Source organism: Citrobacter freundii complex sp. CFNIH9 (assembly GCF_002903305.1).
GTDB classification, from domain to species: Bacteria; Pseudomonadota; Gammaproteobacteria; order Enterobacterales; family Enterobacteriaceae; genus Citrobacter; species Citrobacter portucalensis.
On sequence record NZ_CP026238.1, the window covers coordinates 1,688,909 to 1,714,766 of the forward strand.

Annotated in this window: 19 protein-coding genes; 13 read left to right on the forward strand and 6 right to left on the reverse strand. The window is 50.6% G+C overall.

Annotated features, from left to right (window positions below; all coding sequences use genetic code 11):
• Positions 1–64: 64 nt before the first annotated feature.
• The 4 genes from serS (at position 65) to C2U43_RS08505 (ending at position 5,531) form a co-directional block, all read left to right on the forward strand.
• Positions 65–1,357: a serine--tRNA ligase gene (gene serS / locus C2U43_RS08490; protein WP_003831902.1), complete on the forward strand. Its 1,293-nt coding sequence runs from the start codon at positions 65–67 to the stop codon at positions 1,355–1,357.
• Between the two features lie 236 nt (positions 1,358–1,593).
• Positions 1,594–4,038 carry a dimethylsulfoxide reductase subunit A gene (gene dmsA / locus C2U43_RS08495; protein WP_103284959.1) on the forward strand — a complete coding sequence of 815 codons (2,445 nt, stop codon included), beginning with the start codon at positions 1,594–1,596 and terminating at the stop codon, positions 4,036–4,038.
• Positions 4,039–4,048: 10 nt separating this feature from the next.
• Positions 4,049–4,666, forward strand: a complete 618-nt coding sequence (gene dmsB / locus C2U43_RS08500) for a dimethylsulfoxide reductase iron-sulfur subunit DmsB (protein WP_003831905.1) — start codon at positions 4,049–4,051, stop codon at positions 4,664–4,666.
• A gap of 1 nt (position 4,667) precedes the next feature.
• On the forward strand, positions 4,668–5,531 hold the full coding sequence (locus tag C2U43_RS08505; protein ID WP_003831906.1) for a dimethyl sulfoxide reductase anchor subunit family protein: 864 nt from the start codon (positions 4,668–4,670) through the stop codon (positions 5,529–5,531).
• A 110-nt stretch (positions 5,532–5,641) separates the two neighbouring features.
• On the opposite strand, the gene ycaC is transcribed toward C2U43_RS08505, so the two are convergent.
• On the reverse strand, positions 5,642–6,268 hold the full coding sequence (gene ycaC, locus C2U43_RS08510) for an isochorismate family cysteine hydrolase YcaC (RefSeq protein ID WP_003035746.1): 627 nt from the start codon (positions 6,266–6,268) through the stop codon (positions 5,642–5,644).
• A gap of 385 nt (positions 6,269–6,653) precedes the next feature.
• Here ycaC and C2U43_RS08515 point away from each other — a divergent pair, with 385 nt between their 5' ends.
• Complete coding sequence (locus tag C2U43_RS08515) at positions 6,654–7,802, forward strand: MFS transporter (protein WP_103284960.1); 1,149 nt, start codon at positions 6,654–6,656, stop codon at positions 7,800–7,802.
• A 213-nt stretch (positions 7,803–8,015) separates the two neighbouring features.
• Positions 8,016–9,437, forward strand: a complete 1,422-nt coding sequence (locus C2U43_RS08520) for an amino acid permease (protein WP_003035749.1) — start codon at positions 8,016–8,018, stop codon at positions 9,435–9,437.
• Positions 9,438–9,491: 54 nt separating this feature from the next.
• On the opposite strand, the gene C2U43_RS08525 is transcribed toward C2U43_RS08520, so the two are convergent.
• The 5 genes from C2U43_RS08525 to ycaO form a co-directional block, all read right to left on the reverse strand.
• Positions 9,492–10,286: a hypothetical protein gene (locus C2U43_RS08525; RefSeq protein ID WP_233899597.1), complete on the reverse strand. Its 795-nt coding sequence runs from the start codon at positions 10,284–10,286 to the stop codon at positions 9,492–9,494.
• 86 nt (positions 10,287–10,372) lie between these two features.
• Entirely contained in the window at positions 10,373–11,113 is a 741-nt protein-coding gene (pflA, locus tag C2U43_RS08530) for a pyruvate formate lyase 1-activating protein (protein ID WP_003035751.1), read from the reverse strand.
• 310 nt (positions 11,114–11,423) lie between these two features.
• Entirely contained in the window at positions 11,424–13,706 is a 2,283-nt protein-coding gene (gene pflB / locus C2U43_RS08535; RefSeq protein ID WP_003035753.1) for a formate C-acetyltransferase, read from the reverse strand.
• Positions 13,707–13,765: 59 nt separating this feature from the next.
• A complete protein-coding gene (gene focA, locus C2U43_RS08540; protein ID WP_003831909.1) occupies positions 13,766–14,623 on the reverse strand; it encodes a formate transporter FocA in 858 nt (285 codons plus the stop codon).
• A gap of 404 nt (positions 14,624–15,027) precedes the next feature.
• The gene (gene ycaO / locus C2U43_RS08545; RefSeq protein ID WP_020996515.1) at positions 15,028–16,788 is read right to left on the reverse strand and encodes a 30S ribosomal protein S12 methylthiotransferase accessory factor YcaO; all 1,761 of its coding nucleotides are present in this window, start codon (positions 16,786–16,788) and stop codon (positions 15,028–15,030) included.
• 136 nt (positions 16,789–16,924) lie between these two features.
• Between ycaO and C2U43_RS08550 the strand changes: the two genes are divergently transcribed.
• The 7 genes from C2U43_RS08550 (at position 16,925) to C2U43_RS08580 (ending at position 25,828) form a co-directional block, all read left to right on the forward strand.
• On the forward strand, positions 16,925–17,617 hold the full coding sequence (locus C2U43_RS08550) for a DUF421 domain-containing protein (protein WP_008784261.1): 693 nt from the start codon (positions 16,925–16,927) through the stop codon (positions 17,615–17,617).
• Between the two features lie 212 nt (positions 17,618–17,829).
• Positions 17,830–18,918, forward strand: coding sequence for a 3-phosphoserine/phosphohydroxythreonine transaminase (gene serC / locus C2U43_RS08555; RefSeq protein WP_032942886.1), 1,089 nt, complete (start codon positions 17,830–17,832; stop codon positions 18,916–18,918).
• A 69-nt stretch (positions 18,919–18,987) separates the two neighbouring features.
• Positions 18,988–20,271, forward strand: coding sequence for a 3-phosphoshikimate 1-carboxyvinyltransferase (gene aroA, locus C2U43_RS08560; protein ID WP_103284961.1), 1,284 nt, complete (start codon positions 18,988–18,990; stop codon positions 20,269–20,271).
• Positions 20,272–20,442: 171 nt separating this feature from the next.
• Positions 20,443–21,126 (forward strand): (d)CMP kinase, encoded by a 684-nt coding sequence (gene cmk, locus C2U43_RS08565; RefSeq protein ID WP_003831921.1) that lies wholly within the window; start codon positions 20,443–20,445, stop codon positions 21,124–21,126.
• Between the two features lie 113 nt (positions 21,127–21,239).
• Positions 21,240–22,913: a 30S ribosomal protein S1 gene (gene rpsA, locus C2U43_RS08570; RefSeq protein ID WP_003035776.1), complete on the forward strand. Its 1,674-nt coding sequence runs from the start codon at positions 21,240–21,242 to the stop codon at positions 22,911–22,913.
• 159 nt (positions 22,914–23,072) lie between these two features.
• A complete protein-coding gene (gene ihfB / locus C2U43_RS08575; protein ID WP_003035780.1) occupies positions 23,073–23,357 on the forward strand; it encodes an integration host factor subunit beta in 285 nt (94 codons plus the stop codon).
• 206 nt (positions 23,358–23,563) lie between these two features.
• Positions 23,564–25,828, forward strand: coding sequence for a ComEC family protein (locus C2U43_RS08580; RefSeq protein ID WP_103284962.1), 2,265 nt, complete (start codon positions 23,564–23,566; stop codon positions 25,826–25,828).
• Positions 25,829–25,858 lie beyond the last annotated feature (30 nt).

Sequence of the window (25,858 nt, forward strand, 5' to 3'; positions counted from 1 at the left end):
TATCCCTGTGACCGCAGGCTGTGGTCACTTTCTCCTATTTTAATTCGATAAGCACAGGATAAGCATGCTCGATCCCAATCTGCTGCGTAATGAGCCAGACGCAGTCGCAGAAAAACTGGCAAGCCGGGGCTTTAAGCTGGATGTAGATAAGCTGCGCGCTCTTGAAGAGCGTCGTAAAGTTCTGCAGGTACAAACTGAAAACCTGCAGGCAGAGCGTAACTCTCGATCGAAATCCATCGGCCAGGCAAAAGCGCGCGGGGAAGATATCGAGTCTTTACGTCTGGAAGTGAACAAACTGGGCGAAGAGCTGGATGCCGCGAAAGCTGAACTTGATACCTTACAGGCCGAGATCCGCGACATTGCGCTGACCATTCCTAACCTGCCAGCGGACGACGTTCCGGTGGGTAAAGATGAAAATGACAACGTTGAAGTCAGCCGTTGGGGTACTCCGCGTGAGTTTGATTTCGAAGTGCGCGATCACGTTACCCTGGGTGAAATGCACACGGGTCTTGATTTTGCCGCTGCGGTTAAGCTGACCGGCTCTCGTTTCGTCGTGATGAAAGGGCAGATCGCGCGCATGCACCGTGCGCTGTCTCAGTTCATGCTGGATCTGCATACCGAACAGCATGGTTACAGCGAAAACTACGTTCCGTATCTGGTTAACCATGACACGCTGTACGGAACAGGGCAACTGCCGAAATTTGCTGGCGATCTGTTCCACACCCGTCCGCTGGATGAAGAAGCCGACAGCAGCAACTATGCGCTGATCCCAACGGCAGAAGTTCCGCTGACCAACCTGGTTCGCGACGAAATCATTGACGAAGATGCGCTGCCGATCAAAATGACCGCGCATACGCCGTGCTTCCGTTCTGAAGCAGGTTCTTACGGTCGTGATACCCGTGGTCTGATCCGTATGCACCAGTTCGATAAAGTTGAAATGGTGCAGATCGTTCGCCCGGAAGACTCTATGGACGCGCTGGAAGAGATGACCGGCCATGCCGAGAAGGTTCTTCAACTGCTGGGCCTGCCGTACCGTAAGATCATCCTGTGCACAGGCGACATGGGCTTCGGCGCATGCAAAACGTACGATCTGGAAGTGTGGATCCCGGCGCAGAACACCTATCGCGAAATCTCCTCTTGCTCCAACGTGTGGGATTTCCAGGCTCGTCGTATGCAGGCGCGTTGCCGCAGCAAATCCGACAAAAAGACCCGTTTAGTACATACGCTGAACGGTTCCGGTCTGGCGGTTGGACGTACGCTGGTTGCGGTGATGGAAAACTATCAGCAGGCTGATGGCCGTATTCAGGTTCCGGAAGTGTTACGTCCGTACATGAATGGCCTGGAATTTATCGGCTAAGCTACCTTTCTTTGCTAAAAAAGCGCCTCAGGGCGCTTTTTTTATGCCCGTTTGACGTCGGACAATAACGCCTACCTCCATAGGAGTAATACTGCCTTCGAATGAAAGTCAGTATTTATCTCTGTCTTTTCGCAAATTCAGTATCTACAAGTCTGTATATTGATATTAAAGCTATATAAAAATCTATATAACGAGTATTTCTCTTTTGTTTATTGTGAGCAGCAGAGTGAGCCACTATGAAAACTAAGATCCCCGATGCCATGCTGGCAGCTGAGGTTAGTCGCCGAGGTTTGGTGAAAACGACGGCGATAGGCGGACTGGCGGTGGCCAGTAGCGCGTTTACCCTGCCATTTACCCGTATTGCAAATGCTGCAGAAGCCCTTAATCCGACACAGGCCAATGAGAAAGTCATCTGGAGCGCGTGTACGGTGAACTGTGGTAGCCGCTGTCCTCTGCGTATGCACGTGGTAGACGGTGAAATAAAGTATGTTGAAACCGACAACACCGGTGATGACAACTATGACGGCTTGCACCAGGTACGCGCCTGTCTGCGTGGTCGCTCCATGCGTCGTCGCGTTTATAATCCCGACCGTCTGAAATACCCGATGAAACGCGTCGGTAAACGTGGCGAAGGGAAATTTGAGCGTATCAGCTGGGATGAAGCCTACGACATCATTGCCAGCAATATGCAGCGTCTTATCAAAGACTACGGCAACGAGTCTATCTACCTGAACTACGGCACTGGTACGCTGGGCGGCACCCTGACACGCTCCTGGCCGCCAGGCAAAACGCTGGTAGCACGTCTGATGAACTGCTGCGGCGGCTACCTTAACCACTACGGTGACTACTCTTCAGCGCAAATCGCTGCCGGGTTGAATTACACCTACGGCGGCTGGGCTGACGGTAACAGCCCGTCCGACATTGAAAACAGCAAGCTGGTGGTTCTGTTCGGGAATAACCCTGGTGAAACCCGTATGAGCGGGGGTGGGGTAACCTATTACCTTGAACAGGCGCGACAAAAATCCAATGCCCGCATGATCATTATCGATCCCCGCTACACGGATACCGGCGCGGGTCGTGAAGATGAGTGGATCCCGATCCGCCCAGGTACCGATGCGGCATTGGTGAATGGTCTGGCGTATGTGCTGATCACCGAAAACATGGTTGATCAACCGTTCCTTGATAAATACTGCGTGGGTTACGACGAGAAAACCTTACCGGCCGACGCACCGAAAAACGGTCACTATAAGGCGTATATTCTTGGGCAGGGCAAAGACGGTATCGCCAAGACCCCGGAATGGGCAGCGCAAATTACCGGTATTCCTGCTGATCGAATCGTCAAACTGGCACGTGAAATCGGTAGCGCTAAACCGGCATATATCAGTCAGGGGTGGGGACCGCAGCGTCATGCTAACGGTGAAATAGCGACTCGTGCCATTTCTATGCTGGCAATCCTTACCGGTAACGTTGGGATTAACGGCGGCAACAGCGGGGCGCGTGAGGGCTCATACAGTTTGCCGTTTGAACGTATGCCTACGCTGGAAAACCCAGTCGAAACCAGCATCTCTATGTTTATGTGGACGGACGCCATTGAGCGAGGTCCGGAGATGACGGCGCTGCGTGACGGTGTTCGTGGCAAAGATAAGCTCGATGTTCCGATTAAGATGATCTGGAACTATGTCGGTAACTGTCTGATTAACCAGCACTCTGATATCAACCGCACACATGAAATCCTACAGGATGATAAGAAGTGCGAGATGATCGTTGTCATCGACTGCCATATGACCTCCTCGGCGAAATACGCGGATATTTTGCTGCCGGACTGCACCGCTTCGGAGCAGATGGACTTCGCACTGGATGCCTCCTGCGGAAATATGTCGTATGTGATTTTCACCGATCAGGCGATCAAGCCACGCTTCGAATGCAAGACTATCTACCAGATGACCAGTGAGCTAGCGAAACGCCTTGGTGTTGAGCAGCAGTTTACAGAAGGTCGTACTCAGGAAGAGTGGATGCGTCATCTGTACGAGCAGTCGCGCAAAGCCATTCCTGAACTGCCAACGTTTGAAGAATTCCGCAAGCAGGGGATCTTTAAACAGCGCGACCCACAGGGACATCACGTGGCCTACAAGGCGTTCCGTGAGGATCCTAACGCCAATCCGCTGACCACGCCGTCAGGTAAGATCGAAATTTATTCGCAGCAGCTTGCCGAGATCGCGTCAACCTGGGAACTGCCGGAAGGTGATGTGATTGATCCACTGCCGATTTATACCCCAGGTTTTGAGAGCTTAAACGATCCGCTGGTGGAGAAATTCCCTCTGCAGTTGACCGGCTTCCACTATAAGTCTCGCGTTCACTCGACCTATGGCAACGTGGATGTTCTGAAAGCATCCTGCCGTCAGGAAATGTGGATCAACCCGATGGATGCACAGCGACGCGGCATTAACAACGGCGACAAGGTGCGCATCTTTAACGATCGTGGTGAAGTGCACATTGAGGCGAAAGTAACGCCGCGTATGATGCCTAGCGTGGTGGCATTGGGCGAAGGGGCGTGGTATGACCCGGACGCAAAACGCGTGGACCAGGGTGGTTGTATTAACGTCCTGACGACCCAGCGTCCGTCTCCTCTCGCGAAGGGGAACCCATCACACACGAACCTTGTTCAGGTTGAAAAGGTGTAAGGAGTAACCGATGACAACCCAGTATGGATTTTTTATTGATTCCAGCCGTTGCACCGGTTGCAAAACCTGCGAACTGGCGTGCAAAGATTTCAAAAATTTAACCCCTGAAGTCAGCTTCCGCCGCATTTATGAGTACGCCGGCGGTGACTGGCAGGAAGACAACGGCGTCTGGCATCAGAACGTCTTTGCCTATTACCTCTCCATTGCGTGTAACCACTGTGAAGACCCGGCCTGTACCAAAGTGTGTCCGAGCGGTGCGATGCACAAACGTGAAGATGGCTTTGTCGTTGTCGATGAAGATGTGTGCATCGGCTGCCGCTATTGCCACATGGCCTGTCCTTACGGCGCACCACAGTACAATGCTGACAAAGGGCACATGACCAAATGCGATGGCTGCCATGAGCGCGTCGCTGAAGGTAAGAAACCTATTTGCGTCGAGTCCTGTCCACTGCGTGCGCTGGATTTTGGCCCAATTGATGAACTGCGCAAAAAACACGGTACTTTGGCTGCGGTTGCGCCATTGCCGGGCGCGCACTTTACCAAACCGAGCATTGTCATCAAACCTAACGCCAATAGCCGCCCGACCGGGGATACCACAGGTTATCTGGCTAATCCGAAGGAGGTGTAAGATGGGAAGTGGATGGCATGAATGGCCGCTGATGATCTTCACGGTCTTCGGACAGTGTGTGGTTGGCGGTTTTATTGTTCTGGCGCTGGCGTTGATGAAAGGGGGCTTACGCCCAGAATCGCAGCAACGCGTAATTACCTGCATGTTTGGGCTGTGGGTATTAATGGGCATTGGATTTATTGCTTCCATGCTCCACCTGGGCTCACCGATGCGCGCCTTTAACTCACTCAATCGCGTTGGGTCATCTGCGTTGAGTAACGAAATTGCCAGCGGCTCACTCTTCTTTGCCGTTGGCGGTATCGGCTGGCTGCTGGCTATGTTGAAGAAAATGTCGCCCGCATTACGCAATCTGTGGTTAGTTGTCACCATGGTGCTGGGTGTGGTTTTTGTCTGGATGATGGTGCGCGTGTATAACACCATCGATACCGTACCGACCTGGTACAGCGTCTGGACACCGCTGGGCTTCTTCCTGACGATGTTTATGGGCGGTCCGCTGCTGGGATATCTGTTACTGAGAATTGCTGGCGTGGATGGTTGGGCTATGCGCCTGCTGCCGGCTATATCAGTGCTTGCTCTGGTCGTGAGTGCCATCATGTCGGTAATGCAGGGCACTGAACTGGCGACAATCCACAGTTCGATTCAACAGGCCTCTGCGCTGGTTCCGGATTACGGTTCGCTGATGGCGTGGCGGATCGTGGCGCTGGCGTTAGCGTTGTGCTGCTGGATAGTACCGCAAGTGAAGGGTTACCAGCCTGCCGTTCCGTTGCTTTCCGTCGCGTTTATTCTGCTGTTAGTCGGCGAGCTGATTGGTCGTGGCGTGTTCTACGGGCTGCATATGACCGTCGGTATGGCGGTGGCGAGTTAATCCATAATATGCCGGATGGCGCCTCGTGCTTTATCAAGCCTACAATATCCGTAGGCCTTCAAGCTGCGCGCTATCCGGCTACATGTCAGGCCAGGGTTTTGCCCCAGTCTTTACTTCTGCTTAGTTAACGTGTCATAGCTGGTCATCAGATTGCGATAATCCGGAATGTGATTAGAGAACAACGTCGCCAGACCTTCGATATCGTTGCGCCAGTCGCGGTGCAGTTCGCATGCTACTCCGAACCATGTCATCAATTGAGCGCCTGCTTGAGACATCCGATCCCATGCTGAATGGCGGGTAATTTCATTAAACGTGCCTGAAGCATCGGTGACAACAAAGACGTCAAAACCTTCTTCAATAGCCGAGAGCGCTGGGAAAGCGACGCAAACTTCCGTCACGACACCAGCGATAATCAGCTGCTTTTTGCCGGTCGCTTTTACTGCTTTCACGAAATCTTCGTTATCCCATGCGTTAATGTTTCCTGGGCGAGCAATGTAGGGCGCATCCGGAAATTGAGCTTTCAGTTCCGGTACCAGCGGTCCGTTTGGTCCTGTCTCAAAACTGGTTGTCAGAATGGTTGGGAGGTTGAAGTATTTTGCTAAGTCACCGAGCGCAAGCACGTTGTTTTTAAATTTATCGGGATCGATATCCCGAACCAGAGAGAGCAGGCCAGCTTGATGGTCGACCAGCAGTACTGCCGCATTGTCTTTATCAAGTCTTACGTAAGGTTTAGTCATGGTATTTCTCCTGTTCAGTATCAGTGGGGGAAATTTGATGAGTTTAAGTCTACGAAAAGAACGATATTTGGATTAGATAGATAAATAAGAACTCACTGTTCTATTTTGAAGACAATGCAGCTCAGCATCCCGCATAGAGTTTAGTAAGAAATAAAAGTAAGGGGAGTCCATGAAATTTTTCGACTGAACGTAACGCGAGATTTTTGTTTTAGATCAATAAAAACAAGCAGATGTGTTTTTGTATTTTTTATCTATTCACATTAAGAATCAGTAATGCAAATCGATCGACCAGAAAGCGCCTCAGCCCTCTGATTCCGCCGATTGACAATGTTTTTAGCAGTGGCATGATGCGCATGAAATTTGAACTTCCTCACGGTTTTTATTCATGTCCACCTATACCCGTCCCGTCATGCTATTGCTGTGCGGGCTACTTCTGTTGACCCTGGCGATCGCCGTGTTAAACACGCTCGTCCCGCTTTGGCTCGCCCATGAAAATCTGCCTACCTGGCAGGTAGGCGTGGTGAGCTCGTCTTACTTTACCGGTAATCTGGTAGGGACGTTGCTGACAGGGTATTTAATAAAACACCTTGGTTTTAACCGCAGCTATTACATCGCCTCGCTTATTTTTGCCGCGGGCTGTGTCGGGTTGGGGATTATGGTGGGATTCTGGAGCTGGATGACATGGCGTTTTATCGCCGGTGTTGGCTGCGCCATGATCTGGGTGGTCGTGGAAAGCGCGCTGATGTGCAGCGGGACGTCACGTAATCGCGGACGGTTACTTGCCGCCTATATGATGATCTATTACGTGGGAACGTTTTTAGGCCAACTGCTGGTTAGTAAAGTATCAACAGAATTGATGAACGTCCTGCCGTGGGTGACGGGTACTATCCTGGCGGGTGTTTTGCCACTGCTCTTTACGCGCATTGCTAATCAGCAGGGCGATGAACAGCAGTCTACGCCTATTGTCTCTATGCTGAGGTTGCGTCAGGCGCGCCTGGGCGTTAATGGCTGCATTATTTCCGGGATCGTGCTGGGGTCTTTGTATGGCCTGATGCCGCTGTATCTCAACCATCAGGGGGTGAGCAACGCCAGCATTGGTTTCTGGATGGCAGTTCTGGTAAGTGCCGGTATTCTGGGGCAATGGCCGATTGGCCGTCTGGCGGATAAGCTGGGACGTCTGCTGGTTTTACGCGTCCAGGTCTTCGTGGTGATCGTCGGGAGTATCGCCATGCTGAACCAGGCGGCGATGGCGCCCGCGTTGTTTATGTTGGGTGCGGCAGGCTTTACCCTCTATCCGGTCGCGATGGCCTGGGCCTGTGAAAAGGTGGAACGTCATCAGTTGGTCGCCATGAATCAGGCATTGCTATTGAGCTATACCGTGGGCAGTCTGCTGGGACCTTCGTTTACTGCGATGCTGATGCAGAATTATTCAGATAGCTTGCTGTTTATCATGATCGCCAGCGTATCGTTTATTTATTTACTAATGCTGCTGCGTAAGACGGGCCATACGCCCAATTCTATTGCGCACATTTGACCTGATTTAACAGAATATGAACAGGTTCCCATACATACTGTTTATGTATGCTTTATGGGAACCTGCATTATTTAATCGCACACGTCTGTCCTAAAAATAAAGTGTGCAGAAGGTTATAGTTTTACATCCTGCCGTTTCCGCTCGCTCATTTTACCGCGCATAATCCCACGCCTCATATATTGATAATCAAAAAGCTTCCACAAAGGATTGCGTATGGCTGGTGTGCAGGAAAAACAATTGCGATGGTACAACATTGCATTAATGTCATTTATTACCGTCTGGGGTTTTGGTAACGTCGTCAACAACTATGCTAATCAGGGATTGGTTGTTGTCTCCTCCTGGATATTTATTTTCGCGCTCTATTTTATTCCTTACGCGTTGATCGTCGGGCAGCTTGGCTCAACCTTTAAAGAGGGTAAAGGCGGAGTCAGTACCTGGATTAAACATACCATGGGGCCAGGGTTGGCCTATCTTGCTGCCTGGACCTATTGGGTTGTTCATATACCTTATCTGGCGCAAAAACCGCAGGCTATTCTGATTGCGCTGGGATGGGCGCTGAAGGGCGATGGTTCGTTGATTAAAGAGTACACCGTCGTGGCGTTGCAGGGGCTGACGCTGGCGCTGTTTGTCTTTTTCATGTGGGTTGCGTCCCGTGGCATGAAGTCGCTGAAAATTGTTGGGTCAGTTGCTGGCATCGCGATGTTTGTGATGTCCATTTTGTATGTCGTGATGGCGGTAACCGCGCCTGCAATTACGGATGTGCAAATAGCGACAACCAATATCACCTGGGAATCGTTTATCCCGCACATCGATTTTACCTACATTACTACGATCTCCATGCTGGTCTTTGCCGTGGGCGGTGCGGAGAAAATTTCGCCATACGTTAATCAGACACGTAATCCGGGCAAAGAATTTCCAAAAGGGATGCTCGTTCTGGCTGTTATGGTGGCGGTATGCGCGATTCTCGGTTCGCTGGCTATGGGAATGATGTTTGACTCCCGGCATATTCCAGATGACCTGATGACGAATGGTCAATATTACGCCTTCCAGAAATTGGGTGAGTATTATGGTATGGGTAATTCGCTGATGGTTATTTACGCGATTGCCAATACGCTGGGACAGATTGCGGCATTGGTATTTTCTATTGATGCACCGCTTAAAGTTCTGCTGGGTGATGCTGATCGTAAATATATTCCCGAGAGCCTGTGTAAAACCAACGCTTCCGGTACGCCGGTAAATGGTTATATTCTGACGCTGGTGCTGGTGGCGATTTTGATTATGTTGCCAACGCTGGGAATTGGCGATATGAACAACCTGTATAAATGGCTATTGAATCTTAACTCTGTCGTGATGCCATTGCGTTATTTATGGGTGTTTGTGGCGTTCATTGCCGTTATTCGCCTGGCGCAAAAATATAAATCGGAATATGTCTTTATTCGCAACCGCTCGCTTGCGATGACCGTGGGGATCTGGTGCTTTGCCTTTACCGCATTTGCCTGTCTGACCGGGATTTTCCCGAAAATGGAAGCCTTTACCCCTGAGTGGACATTCCAGCTCACGCTGAATATCGTGACGCCATTTGTGCTGGTTGGGCTGGGATTGATTTTCCCGCTACTGGCGAGAAGAGGACGCTAAAGACAAGTGTGGCAGAAGAGCAGGAGATAGTGATGCTATCTCCTGCTTTGCCTCTCAAAACAACGGGGACAGTTCTTTTGGGATGGCATACTGTTTGCCATCATAACGCAGTACCCAACTGGCTTTCCCCGGTTTATCCTTTGATGCGCATTGCTCGTTGGCGTCTGTATAGGCCGTTGATTCCACGTTTTTCTCGTTTACCCGAATATCGAAGTATCCATTATGTGAATCAGGCGCAAGGGCAAGGGTGCGTTTAATATCGTGGAATGTTCCCACACAGTTCCCGTCCCATTCACCGGTGCTATTCTCAAGTACGATTCCGTTTAATACCGCCCGTAGTTGATTATTTTCAATAACAAACAGCGATAGCGCATCTTCACTAAAAGGATTTACACGGGAACTGCCGGTGCGGGCGACTCGTAAGCCAAATGCGGTCTGATCTGAGGTAACTTTCCAGCGCGCAGTATCCAGCGCCAGACCGGTAATTTGAATGGCATCGTCATTCATACGTTCGGGCAGGCGTAGCCGCTGTTTTACGTCGAGGTTTGTGGAATCCAGTACCAGAAGCTCCAGATCGCCAATGCGATCGTAATCGCTATATTGTTGTGCCATCAGCGGAATCGCCGCTAGGGTCAGTTCCGGGTGGGCTGGCCAGACACGGCAAATTGCGCTTTGCGGTGAGTTACCTGTGATATCGATAACCAGATTATGTTGTGTGAGTAGCTTGCCTTCCGCTGTCGGTTTTGCATCTGGCCACGCATGTTGCACAATGGCGTTGATATCACAGTTGCTGGCGGCATTTACGTATTGGGCAGATAACAGCAACATGCCAGAAATGAATAACCGCATGGCGTCCTTTCCTTTAATTCGAGTGGTTGTCGCTTAGATAGCAAAACGGCTGCCGTCCAGGGCAGCCGTTTCGTGGTGGCTAAAACTCAATACATCACTTTATGTCCATATTGCTCGAGAATGCCCTTCACGCGCTCCATGGTCTCTTTCTTCGGTGGTTTGACGCCATCCAGTTTGTACTCTTCGCCCATTGCCACCCATTTGTGTTTGCCCAGCTCGTGGTAAGGCAGCAGCTCGATTTTTTCAACGTTACCCATATCGCGGGTAAATTCGCCGAGGCGGTGTGCGGAGTCATCGTCATCAGACCAGCCAGGTACGACAACATAGCGGATCCACACTTTGATGTCTTTATTTGACAGGTAACGCGCGAACTCCAGCGTACGATGGTTAGATACGCCGACCAGATTCTGATGGATTTCATCGTTCATCTGTTTGAGATCGAGCATGACCAGGTCGGTGACTTCCAGCAGCTCATCGATCACCGGATCGTAGCGGCGAACAAAACCGTTGGTATCCAGACAGGTATGAATACCTTCTTTTTTACAGGCGCGGAACCAGTCACGTACGAATTCAGCTTGCAGGATAGCTTCGCCGCCAGACGCCGTCACGCCGCCGCCGGATGCGTTCATAAAGTGGCGATAGGTCACCACCTCTTTCATTAATTCGTCGACGGTGACTTCTTTACCGCCGTGTGTATCCCACGTGTCACGGTTATGGCAATACAGGCAGCGCATCAGGCAGCCCTGAAAGAAGGTAATAAAGCGGATGCCCGGGCCATCAACAGTGCCACAGGATTCAAAGGAGTGAATGCGACCAATAACTGACATTGCGGTGTTTCTCCAGGTGTGGCCCATCCGGGGCCAGTGTTAGTGCACAGTTATTAACTGTGTCGAGTCTGTTTTGGCTGCTATCCATACTTTTCGTCTTTCAAGATGCATCTTTGTTAGCTTCCTTCGCTCACCCCAGTCACGTACTTCTGTACGCTCCAGGGGATTCACTCCGTTGCCGCCTCAATGCAACTCGAAATCCATCGAGTATATAAGTATAGATAGCTGACAAAGCAGGCTATTAAAAAGGCCCCACTTACGTGGAGCCTTTATTGTACGCTTTTTAAAGTACGATTTCAGTCAAAACCAATTACATGGTCTGAGTGAAGGTACGAGTAATAACGTCCTGCTGCTGTTCTTTAGTCAGGGAGTTAAAACGTACTGCGTAGCCAGAAACGCGGATGGTCAGCTGCGGATATTTTTCCGGATGTTCCATCGCATCCAGCAGCATTTCGCGGTTCATGACGTTCACGTTCAGGTGCTGACCACCTTCGATGGACGCTTCGTGGTGGAAGTAACCATCCATCAGACCAGCCAGGTTGGTCTTACGAACTTCGTCGTCTTTACCCAGTGCGTTCGGAACGATAGAGAAGGTGTAAGAAATACCATCTTTAGCGTAAGCAAACGGCAGTTTAGCAACGGAGGTCAGAGAGGCAACAGCACCTTTCTGGTCACGACCGTGCATTGGGTTAGCACCCGGTCCGAACGGCGCGCCAGCACGACGACCATCTGGGGTGTTACCAGTTTTCTTACCATAAACCACGTTAGAGGTGATGGTCAGAACAGACTGAGTCGGGATAGCGTTACGATAAGTAGTCAGTTTCTGAATTTTCTTCATGAAACGTTCTACCAGGTCAACCGCCATGTCATCAACGCGAGAGTCGTTGTTACCAAACTGCGGGTATTCGCCTTCGATTTCGAAGTCGATAGCCAGACCGTCTTCGTCACGAATCGGTTTAACTTTCGCATATTTGATTGCAGACAGGGAGTCAGCAGCAACGGACAGACCAGCGATACCACACGCCATGGTGCGGATAACGTCACGGTCGTGCAGCGCCATCAGAGAGGCTTCGTAGCTGTACTTGTCGTGCATGTAGTGGATAACGTTCAGCGCGGTGACGTACTGTTTAGCCAGCCAATCCATGAAGTGATCCATGCGGTCCATAACTTCGTCGAAGTTCAGAACGTCGCCTTTGATCGGTTCAGATTTAGGACCAACCTGCATTTTCAGTTTTTCATCAACGCCACCGTTGATTGCGTACAGCATGGTTTTCGCCAGGTTTGCACGCGCACCGAAGAACTGCATTTGTTTACCAACAACCATCGGGCTTACGCAGCAAGCGATAGCGTAGTCGTCGTTGTTGAAGTCCGGACGCATCAGGTCATCGTTCTCGTACTGCAGAGAAGAGGTGTCGATGGACACTTTAGCGGCGAATTTCTTGAAGTTCAGAGGCAGTTTTTCAGACCACAGAACAGTGATGTTCGGCTCCGGAGAAGGACCCATGGTGTACAGGGTGTTCAGGAAGCGGAAGCTGTTTTTGGTAACCAGAGTACGGCCATCAACGCCCATACCACCGATTGATTCAGTTGCCCAAATCGGGTCACCGGAGAACAGTTCATCATATTCAGGAGTACGCAGGAAGCGAACCATACGCAGTTTCATGACCAGGTGGTCGATCATTTCCTGTGCGTCTTGCTCGGTGATTTTGCCTGCTTTCAGGTCACGTTCGATGTAAGCATCCAGGAAGGTGGATACGCGACCGAAGGACATTGCTGCACCGTTCTGAGATTTAACTGCGGCCAGGTAGCCGAAGTAAGTCCACTGGATAGCTTCCTGAGCGTTGGTAGCCGGACCAGAGATATCGCAGCCATATTTAGCAGCCATTTCTTTGATCTGACCCAGAGCGCGGTGCTGTTCAGCGATTTCTTCACGCAGACGGATAGTTGCTTCCAGGTTTACGCCGTTTTCCAGATCGGACTGCAGAGAGACGAACTGAGCGTATTTGTCTTTCATCAGGTAGTCGATACCGTACAGCGCAACGCGACGGTAGTCACCGATGATACGGCCACGGCCATACGCATCTGGCAGACCAGTCAGAACACCGGATTTACGGCAGTTCAGAATGTCTTTGGTGTAAACATCGAATACGCCCTGGTTGTGGGTTTTGCGGTATTCGGTGAAGATTTTTTTCAGCATCGGGTCCAGTTCGCGATTGTACGCTTTGCAGGAACCTTCAACCATTTTGATGCCGCCAAACGGAATGATCGCACGTTTCAGCGGAGCTTCAGTCTGCAGACCAACAATCTTCTCGAGCGCTTTGTTGATGTAGCCAGCGTCGTGAGAAGTGATGGTAGAAGCAACGGAGGTGTCAAAGTCAACAGGCGCGTGAGTGCGGTTTTCCTGTTTAACGCCTTCCATCACGCTGTCCCACAGTGCAGTGGTCGCATCAGTTGCGCCAGCCAGGAAGGACTCGTCACCCTCATACGGAGTGTAGTTTTTCTGAATGAAGTCACGTACGTTTACTTCATTCTGCCAATCACCTTTGGTAAAACCTTCCCAGGCTGTGGCTAACTTTTCATTAAGCTCGGACATGTAACACCTACCTTCTTAAGTGGATTTTTTATTTACTGCGTGTAATGGGCATCAACAGATTAATGATGATCGTTACCACGCAGATAAATGACCCAGTATGTCAACCCGACCAACAAACCGCCGCCGATAATGTTACCGATCGTAACCGGAATCAGGTTATCGGTGATGAAATTCATCACGGTCAGGTGAGAAAAATTCTCCGGAGAAGACCCAACTGCGGTCCAGAATTCCGGGGTGGCGAAATCGCGTATTACAATACCCATAGGGATCATAAACATGTTTGCGATACTGTGCTCAAAACCGCTGGCAACAAACATTGCGACCGGTAATACCATGATAAACGCTTTGTCCATCAGGCTGCGGCCCGAGTAGCTCATCCATACGGCCAGACACACCATCAGGTTAGCCAGGATACCAAGGCTCACTGCCTCAACAAAAGTATGGTGCACTTTGTGGTCGGCTGTTTGCAGAACGTTGAGCCCCCATGCGCCGTTGGCGGTCATATACTCGCCAGAAAGCCACATGAGTAACACAAAGATCAGGGCGCCAATCAGGTTGCCGACATAAACGTTAAGCCAGTTTTTCGCTAACTGACCCCAGGTAATACGACCACTGGCTTTAGCAACGACGATCAGTACGGTTGAAGTGAAGAGGTCTGCACCGCAGACAACACAAAGGATCAGCCCCAGGGAAAAGCAGATACCACCTACTAATTTCGCCATGCCGAAAGGCATAGTACCAGTGCCGGTTGTGGCGGTGATATAGAAAACAAAGGCAATTGAAATGAATACACCGGCAGTAATTGCCAGATAGAACGTCTTAAGCGGATGTTTCGTTGCTTTATAGACGCCTGCTTCTTCGGCAACTTTGGCCATTGCAGCAGGTAGAATAAGATCAAAAGGGTTGTCAGCTTTCACACTAACTCTCTCTTTATTAAGTCGGCGACGAGATACTAACAAAGCATTATAGATGAGAATTTGATATAGATCATATCTCGCCTGGCTTATAGGCCCGTAAGACGCATGGTTTTTATGCGATTACGGTGTAACATGTTGATTATCCATATAAAAATAAATTTTAAAAATTATAAAGTGAGTTGAATTTTTTCTTTCAGCCTCCTATGGGATGGTTAATTAAAATGGAGTAATTGAGATAAAAAACCACATTAATAAGCTAATTTTTTTAATATCAACTACTAATATTTAACCTTGCTTTTACATTTATTTTTTGGTCTGACCAAAATAAAAAACGGGGCGCTTTAAGCGCCCCGTAATATAGCCCAGACAATACATTTAGCCTACTCGAGGCAAGTTGTTTGTCACTATTTTGACCAGTGTGCCGCTTTCGCGCGTTGCAATTTCTCATAGGCTTTCAGCAGAGACTGATGTGCCGGGAATGCGTGCAGATCGCTGTCTACTGGCTGAAGTCCATAAAACGGCGCTTCACCACTCAGTGCTGCACTTGCCGCTTCAACCGCCTCAGCGCCGTACATGCGGACGAATGCGTTCAGATACTGCAGCGGCTGACGGTCTTCTTCCTGAGACAGCAGCAACAATGTTTGCAGGCAGCGATAGTAGTTTGCACGTTCTGCGCTAAAGACGGAGGCGTTAAATTCCATCGTCCATTCGGTCCACACCAGGGCCTGCTCCAGATCGCCACCGGCCAGCGCCAGCATCACTTTAAGCTCGCCAATACGCAGGGTGTACCAACCGTTATCCGCACCGGTCGCCAGACCGAGCAGCTCGCGCACGCGGGTGAAGTCGTCAAAACCTTCTTCATCCAACTGTTCAATCAGATTGAGGTAGTCTTCTTTATCCCACTCACTGCCTGGCAGAGAGAGAATGGTGTCACGCAGATGGGTGCCCATAGCGTTGTTGGCTAACCACAGATCTTCTGCCGGATAGATGTCAGACATTCCCGGAACAATAATGCGGCACGCGTAAACGCCCAGGTGCTCATAGTCAGCGATATACACTTCTTTATCTTCAGCATTGAAGATGGCCATCAGGGTGGCGAACTCTTCTTCCGTGGTGCCGGAGAAATTCCAGTCAACGAACGGATAGTCGGCATCCTGCTTGAACAGATCCCAGGAGATCAGACCGCTGGAATCGATGAAGTGAGTTTCAAGGTTGGTATGTTCTGCCACTTCCTCATCGTCGAAGGTCGGTGGGGTGAAGACATCAAGATCCTTCAGACCACGGCCCTGCAGCAGTTCTGTCACGGTACGCTCCAGCGCAACGCCGAAATCCGGGTGTGCGCCGAAGGAGGCAAAGCAGGTACCGTTGGCCGGGTTGAACAGGACAACGCAAATCACCGGATACTTGCCGCCCAGCGAGCCATCGTAGGCAAAAATCGGGAAACCTTCCGCTTCCAGTGTGGCGATGGACTCCACCACTGCCGGATAGCGCGCCATCACCTCGGCCGGGATTTCCGGCAGGCTGATGCTTTCGGCGATAATACGGTTCTTCACATGGCGCTCAAAGACTTCAGACAGGCCCTGAACGCGAGCTTCGTTAGGTGTGTTACCCGCAGACATGCCGTTAGAAACATACAGGTTGCCGATAATATTCATCGGAATGTAGACGGTCTGGTTATCAGACTGGCGGGTAAACGGCAGGCCACAGACGCCACGCTCTTCATTACCAGACTGTAGATCGATAAGCATGCTGCCGGTCAGTTCGTTATCTGGATCGTAAAATGCACGCAGACGCGCATCCAGTAAACCTTCTGGAACATCGTCTTCTTCAGTCAGCGGGAACCATTTTTCGTTCGGGTAATGTACGAACGGGCCATTGGCGATAGTTTCGCCCAGCCAGAAATCGGCAAAGAAGTAGTTAGTCGACAGACGCTCAAAGTATTCGCCCAGCGCAGAAGCCAGCGCCGCTTTTTTTGTCGCGCCTTTACCGTTGGTGAAGCACAGCGCGCATTCTTTGTCGCGAATATGTACAGACCAGACGTTAGGGACGGGATTCAACCACGAAGCTTCTTCAATTTGAAAACCGAGGTCGAGCAATTTTTGCTGGAAGCGAGCGATGGAGTCTTCCAGAGCGGCATCTTTGCCGGGGATAAATGTTTGCGTCATGAAAATCACTTTTGTCGTACGGAAAGCGCGCAATGATACGGGTTTTCAATGAACGGCGCTATCGTCGCCGGAGCCCATGCGTAAATAAAAGCATTGGCTATGCTTTCTTACAGCCAATCACGTTTAGAGCATATTAATGAAAGCTTTCGATTTACACCGTATGGCGCTTGATAAGGTGCCCATGGATTTTCTGGGGGAAGTTGCGCTACGCAGCCTTTACACCTTTATATTGGTTTTTCTGTTTTTAAAAATCACCGGACGTCGTGGCGTACGCCAGATGTCGCTTTTTGAAGTCCTTATCATCCTTACGCTGGGTTCCGCCGCGGGAGACGTGGCGTTTTATGACGATGTTCCGATGCTGCCGGTGCTGGTGGTCTTTATTACTCTTGCTGTGCTGTATCGGCTGGTAATGTGGCTAATGGCGCATAGTGAAAAAATGGAGGACCTGCTGGAGGGCAAACCCGTCGTGATCATTGAAGACGGCGAGCTGGCATGGTCAAAGCTCAATAGCGCCAATATGACGGAATTTGAATTCTTTATGGAACTGCGTTTGAACGGCGTGGAGCAATTGGGACAAGTGAAACTGGCTATTCTGGAGACGAATGGGCAAATCAGCGTCTACTTCTTTGCCGATGAAGACGTAAAGCCGGGGCTCAGTATTCTGCCTAAACGTTGTACGCAACGATTTAAAGTAATACCTGAAGCAGGGGACTATGCCTGCATACGTTGTAGCGAAGTGGTGCAAATGAAGGCCGGAGATCATCAATTATGTCCGCGCTGTGCAAATCCAGAATGGTCGAAGGCCAGTCGGGCAAAACGGGTTACCTGACAGCAAAAATCTCGGTTTTTACCCGTCAATCCGATAGATTCTGTTGTGTGACCGATGACACATTTTTACCCTTGCCAGTTTTACCCATTGCGGCGCGTGTCACTGAATGATAAAACCGATATCCACAGGAATAACTTATACCAATGTCTGTCACCGGATTATCGTCAATGACAGGATGTTGATTGGACAACAACACAACGTGGTGAGGGGAAATGGCTCAGGTCTTCAATTTTAGTTCAGGTCCGGCAATGTTACCGGCAGAAGTACTTAAACTGGCTCAACAGGATCTTTGTGACTGGAACGGTCTTGGCACGTCAGTGATGGAAATTAGCCACCGTGGCAAAGAATTCATCCAGGTCGCAGAGGAAGCGGAGCAGGATTTTCGCGATCTTCTCAGCATCCCCTCCAACTATAAAGTGTTGTTCTGCCATGGCGGTGGTCGCGGGCAGTTCGCGGGTATCCCGTTAAATATTCTGGGCGATAAAACCACCGCGGATTACGTCGATGCCGGTTATTGGGCCGCCAGCGCAATTAAAGAAGCGAAAAAATACTGCACGCCAAACGTTATTGATGCCAAAGTCACCGTGGACGGCCTGCGTGCTGTTAAGCCGATGAGTGAATGGCAGCTTTCTGATAACGCGGCATACCTGCACTATTGCCCGAACGAAACCATCGATGGCATTGCGATCGATGAAACGCCGAATTTTGCCAGCAACGTTGTGGTCACGGCGGATCTGTCCTCTACCATTCTTTCCGCACCGCTTGACGTTAGTCGTTATGGCGTAATTTATGCCGGGGCACAGAAAAATATCGGCCCGGCCGGTCTGACGATTGTCATCGTCCGTGAAGATTTGCTGGGTAAAGCTCATGTATCATGCCCGTCAATTCTCGACTATACCGTGCTGAATGACAACGATTCCATGTTCAATACGCCGCCAACCTTTGCCTGGTATCTGTCTGGCCTGGTCTTTAAATGGCTGAAAAAGCAGGGCGGTGTTAATGCGATGGATAAAATTAACCAGCAAAAAGCGGAATTGCTCTACGGCGTAATCGATAACAGCGATTTCTACCGTAACGATGTGGCGAAATCTAACCGTTCACGCATGAACGTCCCGTTCCAGCTGGCTGACAGCGCATTGGATAAACTGTTCCTTGAAGAGTCTTTTGCTGCGGGCCTGCACGCGCTGAAAGGGCATCGTGTAGTCGGCGGTATGCGTGCGTCCATCTACAATGCCATGCCGCTTGAAGGTGTTAAAGCACTGACCGATTTCATGGTCGATTTCGAACGCCGCCGCGGCTAATCTGCTGTACTTTTCATCCCCACAGCCCGTCTGTGGGGTTTTTATGTCTGTTTTTGAGAGTCGAGTTTCATGGAATCCCTGACGTTACAACCCATTGCGCGGGTGGATGGCACCATCAATCTGCCTGGATCCAAAAGTGTTTCTAACCGCGCTTTGCTGCTGGCTGCATTAGCCAATGGCACCACTGTCCTGACCAATCTGCTGGACAGCGATGATGTTCGCCATATGCTCAATGCTCTGAATGCGTTAGGGATTAGCTATACCCTTTCTGCCGATCGTACCCGCTGCGAGATAATTGGCAATGGCGGTGCGTTGCACGCAGAAGGTGCAGTTGAGCTGTTCCTTGGCAACGCCGGAACCGCAATGCGCCCGCTGGCCGCAGCGTTATGTCTGGGCAGCAATGACATCGTGCTGACGGGCGAACCGCGCATGAAAGAGCGCCCGATTGGTCATCTGGTTGATGCGCTGCGCCAGGGCGGAGCCAAAATTGACTATCTGGAGCAGGAAAACTATCCCCCTTTACGTCTGCGCGGTGGCTTTACCGGAGGCCAGGTTGAGGTAGACGGTAGCGTTTCCAGCCAGTTCCTCACTGCGTTGCTGATGACTGCGCCGCTGGCGCCGCAGGATACGACGATCGCAATTAAAGGTGACCTGGTATCCAAACCTTACATTGATATCACACTGAACCTGATGAAAACGTTTGGTGTTGAAATTGAAAATCAAAACTACCAGCGCTTTGTCGTGAAGGGGCAGCAGGAGTATCAGTCACCGGGTGCATACCTGGTTGAAGGTGATGCTTCTTCCGCTTCCTATTTCCTCGCGGCAGGTGCTATTAAAGGCGGTACGGTAAAAGTTACCGGGATTGGCCGCAACAGCATGCAGGGTGATATTCGTTTTGCCGATGTACTGGAGAAAATGGGCGCAACCATTACATGGGGCGACGATTTTATTGCCTGTACTCACGGCGAGTTGAACGCAGTGGATATGGATATGAACCATATTCCTGATGCGGCGATGACCATTGCAACGGCGGCGCTGTTCGCTAAAGGCACCACGACATTACGTAATATCTACAACTGGCGCGTCAAAGAGACCGATCGTCTGTTCGCGATGGCGACGGAGTTACGCAAAGTGGGCGCGGAAGTGGAAGAGGGGCATGACTTTATCCGCATCACCCCGCCTGCAACATTGCAATTTGCGGACATCGCGACCTACAACGATCACCGCATGGCGATGTGTTTCTCGCTGGTGGCGCTGTCTGACACGCCGGTGACCATTCTTGACCCAAAATGTACCGCCAAAACCTTCCCGGATTATTTCGAACAGTTGGCTCGTATTAGTACATCTGCCTGATTTTATTGCCGCACTTTCGGGTGCGGCACATTCTGACATCTCCGATTGCCTATTTATTCTACACTCAGCTTCAATGATTCTGCATTTTTCACACAAAGATAACGATCGTTGGCGTTGGCGCGTATAATGCGCGGCGTTCACGTTAATGTACGCCCGTTTAAGGAGAAAAAGATGACGGCAATTGCCCCGGTTATTACCATTGATGGCCCAAGTGGTGCAGGTAAAGGCACCTTGTGCAAGGCAATGGCGGAAGCATTGCAGTGGCATCTGTTAGATTCAGGCGCGATCTACCGCGTACTGGCGCTCGCAGCGTTACATCACCATGTTGATGTCACATCTGAAGATGCTCTGGTACCGCTTGCCTCACACCTTGATGTGCGTTTTATCTCAACAGACGGCAACCTGGAAGTCATTCTTGAAGGTGAAGATGTCAGCGGTGAAATACGTACTCAGGAAGTAGCGAATGCCGCCTCTCAGGTTGCGGCGTTTCCCCGCGTGCGTGAAGCGTTATTACGTCGTCAACGCGCATTTCGCGAATCCCCAGGTCTGATTGCTGATGGACGTGATATGGGCACCGTGGTGTTCCCGGATGCGCCGGTGAAAATTTTTCTGGACGCCTCCTCGCAAGAACGTGCGCATAGACGTATGCTACAGTTGCAGGAGAAGGGCTTTAGTGTTAACTTTGAACGCCTTTTGGCCGAGATCGAAGAACGCGATTATCGCGATCGTAATCGTGCTGTAGCGCCGCTGGTTCCCGCTGCTGATGCTTTAGTTTTGGATTCAACCCGATTAAGCATTGAGCAAGTGATTGAAAAAGCGTTACAATACGCGCGCCAAAAACTGGCTCTCGCTTAAGTGCGACCGAATTTGCAGTACCCCCGTTGCAATGGATTGACAGCGGGTATGTTAAACAACCCCATCCGGCATGGAGCCAGGTGGACGTTAAATATGAAACCTGAAGATTAAACATGACTGAATCTTTTGCTCAACTGTTTGAAGAATCCTTAAAAGAAATCGAAACCCGTCCGGGTTCCATCGTTCGTGGTGTTGTTGTTGCTATCGACAAAGACGTAGTACTGGTTGACGCTGGTCTGAAATCTGAGTCCGCCATTCCGGCAGAGCAGTTCAAAAACGCCCAGGGCGAGCTGGAAATCCAGGTTGGTGACGAAGTTGACGTTGCTCTGGATGCAGTAGAAGACGGCTTCGGTGAAACCCTGCTGTCCCGTGAAAAAGCTAAACGTCACGAAGCTTGGATCACGCTGGAAAAAGCTTACGAAGAAGCTGCAACCGTTACTGGTGTTATCAATGGCAAAGTCAAGGGTGGCTTCACTGTTGAGCTGAATGGTATTCGCGCGTTCCTGCCGGGTTCCCTGGTAGACGTTCGTCCGGTCCGCGACACGCTGCACCTGGAAGGCAAAGAGCTTGAATTCAAAGTAATCAAGCTGGATCAGAAGCGTAACAACGTTGTTGTTTCCCGTCGTGCCGTTATCGAATCCGAAAACAGCGCAGAACGCGATCAGCTGCTGGAAAACCTGCAGGAAGGCATGGAAGTTAAAGGTATCGTTAAGAACCTCACTGACTACGGTGCATTCGTTGATCTGGGTGGCGTTGACGGCCTGCTGCACATCACCGACATGGCATGGAAACGCGTTAAGCATCCGAGCGAAATCGTAAACGTTGGCGACGAAATCACTGTTAAAGTGCTGAAGTTCGACCGCGAGCGTACTCGTGTATCTCTGGGCCTGAAACAGCTGGGCGAAGATCCATGGGTAGCTATCGCTAAGCGTTATCCGGAAGGTACCAAACTGACTGGTCGCGTGACCAACCTGACCGACTACGGCTGCTTCGTTGAAATCGAAGAAGGCGTTGAAGGCCTGGTTCACGTTTCCGAAATGGATTGGACCAACAAAAACATCCACCCGTCCAAAGTTGTTAACGTTGGCGATGTAGTGGAAGTTATGGTTCTGGATATCGACGAAGAACGTCGTCGTATCTCCCTGGGTCTGAAGCAGTGCAAAAACAACCCATGGCAGCAGTTCGCGGAAACCCACAACAAGGGTGACCGTGTTGAAGGTAAAATCAAGTCTATCACTGACTTCGGTATCTTCATCGGCCTGGACGGCGGCATCGACGGCCTGGTTCACCTGTCTGACATCTCCTGGAACGTTGCAGGCGAAGAAGCAGTTCGTGAATACAAAAAAGGCGACGAAATCGCAGCAGTTGTTCTGCAGGTTGACGCAGAGCGTGAGCGTATCTCTCTGGGCGTTAAACAGCTCGCAGAAGATCCGTTCAACAACTGGGTTGCACTGAACAAGAAAGGCGCAATCGTAAACGGTAAAGTCACTGCAGTTGACGCTAAAGGCGCAACCGTAGAACTGGCTGACGGCGTTGAAGGTTACCTGCGCGCTTCTGAAGCTTCACGTGACCGCGTTGAAGATGCAACTCTGGTTCTGAGCGTAGGCGACGACGTTGAAGCTAAATTCACCGGCGTTGATCGTAAGAACCGTGCAATCAGCCTGTCTGTTCGTGCTAAAGACGAAGCTGATGAGAAAGATGCAATCGCAACTGTTAACAAACAGGAAGATGCTAACTTCTCTAACAACGCAATGGCTGAAGCTTTCAAAGCAGCTAAAGGCGAGTAATATCGAGTGCTCTAAATCCTTTGTGCTGTTAACGGCACAAAGGGTGACGAGTAGCTTGACAGATTACAGGATTCGTCCTGTAATCAATGACAAAGGGCGGCTACGGCCGCCCTTAATCAATGCAGCAGCTAATTATGCCTTTAAGGAACCGGAGGAATCATGACCAAGTCAGAATTGATTGAAAGACTTGCAACCCAGCAACCTCATATTCCCGCGAAAGCGGTTGAAGATGCAGTTAAAGAGATGCTGGAACATATGGCCTCGACTCTTGCGCAGGGCGAGCGTATTGAAATCCGCGGTTTCGGCAGCTTCTCTTTGCATTACCGCGCACCACGTACCGGACGTAATCCGAAGACCGGCGATAAAGTGGATCTGGAAGGGAAATACGTTCCGCACTTTAAACCAGGTAAAGAATTGCGCGATCGCGCCAATATTTACGGTTAAGTTTTTAGCGAGACTTAACGCCGAGAAAAGCACCCAAATGGGTGCTTTTTTCATTTCTGTCCACCTATCCTGGAATCCTCATCCCAGTTAATTTGTACGTTACAACCATCACTAAATGTCTGCGGAACTCAGGTCGTATAACGATAAATTGATGCCAGACAACCGTCGAAGAGTACTGCACACTCCCTGTAACAGGGAGGTGATTGATGAAAATAACAACGGTGAGTACCTGTGCATTACTCGGCATTCTCCCACTCATGCTATTACCTATGCTGCCAGGCATGTTGTGTATCGGCATTGTATTTTGTCTGGCATGTCTGCTCTGTTTTCTCCCCTACAAATATATGCGTTCCGCCGGACTAATCCTGCTGTTTTTTCTTTGGGGAATCCTGGCCGCGAAAGAGGCTCTGTGGACCGGTAATACGCTGCCTGCGAAAACCCAGCAAGCCATTGTACGGATAACCGGAACTGACAATATGACAACGCACTACGGCCAGATCACTCACCTTCAGGGGAAACGAATCTTTCCTGCGCAAGGAATCGTCTTGTACGGGCAGTATTTACCCGGTGATGTTTGTGCGGGTCAGACATGGGCGATGACGTTGAAAGTCCGCGCTGTACACGGTCAATTAAACGAAGGCGGATTTGATAGCCAGCGTTACGCATTGGCGCAGCATCAACCGCTGACGGGACGATTCTTGCAGGCTTCGGTAATCACACCACAATGCGGTTTGCGTTCGCGGTATCTCGCCTCGCTGAAAACGGCACTCACCGACTATCCCTGGCAGCAGGTCATACTGGGTCTGGGAATGGGGGAGCGCTTGTCTGTGTCACAAGAGGTGAAAACGATTATGCGTGATTCCGGCACGGCTCATTTGATGGCTATCTCCGGGCTGCATATTGCGTTTGCTGCATTACTGACCGCAGGATTGATACGTGCTGGACAATTTTTTATGCCAACAAGGTGGATTTGCTGGCAGATACCATTAGTGGGTGGGATTGTCTGCGCCACATTTTATGCCTGGCTGACGGGGCTGCAACCCCCGGCATTACGAACGGTTGTTGCGCTGCTAGTCTGGGGGGCGCTGAGACTTAGCGGCAGGCAGTGGAGTGGATGGTCGGTCTGGATCTGCTGTCTGGCAGCCATCGTGGTGGTGGATCCTGTTGCTGTTCTTTCGCAAAGCCTATGGTTGTCTGCATCCGCCGTTGCGGCACTGCTGTTCTGGTACCAATGGGTACCGCTCCCGGACTGGCCGCTGTCGCGTGCTGGACGTCAATTTCTGGCGCTGGCTCATCTGCAATTGGGTATTACGCTTCTGCTTTTTCCCGTGCAAATCGCAATGTTTCACGGTTTTAGTCTGACCTCGTTTCTGGCTAATTTGTTTGCCGTCCCTTTGGTCACGTTTGTTTCCGTACCCTTGATATTAGCAGGCATGATCGTGCATTTAGCCGGGACGGTGATGGTTGAATCAAGCCTGTGGTATCTAGCGGATCGTTCTCTGGCGCTGCTATTTTGGGGGCTCAGAAGTCTGCCTGAAGGGTGGATCAATATTGATGAGCGCTGGCAATGGCTGGCATTTTTACCCGGAATGATGATTATCGCATGGCGACTAAATATCTTGCGTACGCTACCGGTGATCTGTTTCTCTGTGCTCCTTTTGCTGAGTGGGCCGCTTTGGCGTGCACCGCGTACTGATGTGTGGCAAGTGCATATGCTGGATGTCGGGCAGGGGCTGGCGATGGTGATCGCGCGAAATGGGAAAGCGCTGCTTTACGATACCGGTCTGGCATGGCCCGAAGGCGATAGCGCACAACAGCTGATTATTCCCTGGTTGCGTTGGCATAATCTGGAGCCAGAAGGAATTATTTTAAGCCATGAGCACATGGATCACCGCGGCGGGTTGCACTCCTTACAACAAGCCTGGCCGTCGCTATGGGTAAGAAGTCCGCTGAGCTGGAAAGGTCATCTCCCGTGTTTTCGCGGAGAGCATTGGCAATGGCAAGGGTTAACCTTCAGTGCGCACTGGCCTGTGCGTGGAAATACAGACCAGGGGAATAACCACTCCTGCGTGGTTAAGGTCGATGACGGATATCAGAGTATTCTGCTGACCGGTGATATCGAATCTCCTGCTGAACAAAAAATGCTAAGTCACTATTGGCAGCACCTACAGTCGACGGTGATGCAGGTTCCACATCATGGCAGCAATACTTCATCATCACTGGCACTCATTCAGCGGGTTGACGGGCAGGTCGCACTCGCCTCTGCATCCCGTTACAACGCCTGGCGTCTGCCGTCCTGGAAAGTGAAGCAACGTTATCGGCAACAAAATTATCAATGGCTGGATACCCCCCATCAGGGACAGATTACGCTGGATTTTTATCAAAAAAACTGGCGCATACGCAGCATGCGGGATCAGATTTTACCTCGTTGGTATCATCAGTGGTTTGGCGTGTCGGAGGATAACGGGTAGAATATGCGGCTATTCTAACAAATGCTGGTT

Bases quoted from the DNA above. Each gene is read 5' to 3' on its own strand.
- serS (WP_003831902.1), top strand. From the start codon at position 65: ATGCTCGATCCCAATCTGCTGCGTAATGAGCCAGACGCAGTCGCAGAA.
- ycaO (WP_020996515.1), bottom strand. From the start codon at position 16,788: ATGACGCAAACATTTATCCCCGGCAAAGATGCCGCTCTGGAAGACTCC.
- dmsB (WP_003831905.1), top strand. From the start codon at position 4,049: ATGACAACCCAGTATGGATTTTTTATTGATTCCAGCCGTTGCACCGGT.
- C2U43_RS08505 (WP_003831906.1), top strand. From the start codon at position 4,668: ATGGGAAGTGGATGGCATGAATGGCCGCTGATGATCTTCACGGTCTTC.
- aroA (WP_103284961.1), top strand. From the start codon at position 18,988: ATGGAATCCCTGACGTTACAACCCATTGCGCGGGTGGATGGCACCATC.
- pflB (WP_003035753.1), bottom strand. From the start codon at position 13,706: ATGTCCGAGCTTAATGAAAAGTTAGCCACAGCCTGGGAAGGTTTTACC.
- C2U43_RS08520 (WP_003035749.1), top strand. From the start codon at position 8,016: ATGGCTGGTGTGCAGGAAAAACAATTGCGATGGTACAACATTGCATTA.
- C2U43_RS08515 (WP_103284960.1), top strand. From the start codon at position 6,654: ATGTCCACCTATACCCGTCCCGTCATGCTATTGCTGTGCGGGCTACTT.
- C2U43_RS08525 (WP_233899597.1), bottom strand. From the start codon at position 10,286: ATGCGGTTATTCATTTCTGGCATGTTGCTGTTATCTGCCCAATACGTA.
- cmk (WP_003831921.1), top strand. From the start codon at position 20,443: ATGACGGCAATTGCCCCGGTTATTACCATTGATGGCCCAAGTGGTGCA.
- C2U43_RS08550 (WP_008784261.1), top strand. From the start codon at position 16,925: ATGAAAGCTTTCGATTTACACCGTATGGCGCTTGATAAGGTGCCCATG.
- pflA (WP_003035751.1), bottom strand. From the start codon at position 11,113: ATGTCAGTTATTGGTCGCATTCACTCCTTTGAATCCTGTGGCACTGTT.
- ihfB (WP_003035780.1), top strand. From the start codon at position 23,073: ATGACCAAGTCAGAATTGATTGAAAGACTTGCAACCCAGCAACCTCAT.
- dmsA (WP_103284959.1), top strand. From the start codon at position 1,594: ATGAAAACTAAGATCCCCGATGCCATGCTGGCAGCTGAGGTTAGTCGC.
- serC (WP_032942886.1), top strand. From the start codon at position 17,830: ATGGCTCAGGTCTTCAATTTTAGTTCAGGTCCGGCAATGTTACCGGCA.
- C2U43_RS08580 (WP_103284962.1), top strand. From the start codon at position 23,564: ATGAAAATAACAACGGTGAGTACCTGTGCATTACTCGGCATTCTCCCA.
- rpsA (WP_003035776.1), top strand. From the start codon at position 21,240: ATGACTGAATCTTTTGCTCAACTGTTTGAAGAATCCTTAAAAGAAATC.
- ycaC (WP_003035746.1), bottom strand. From the start codon at position 6,268: ATGACTAAACCTTACGTAAGACTTGATAAAGACAATGCGGCAGTACTG.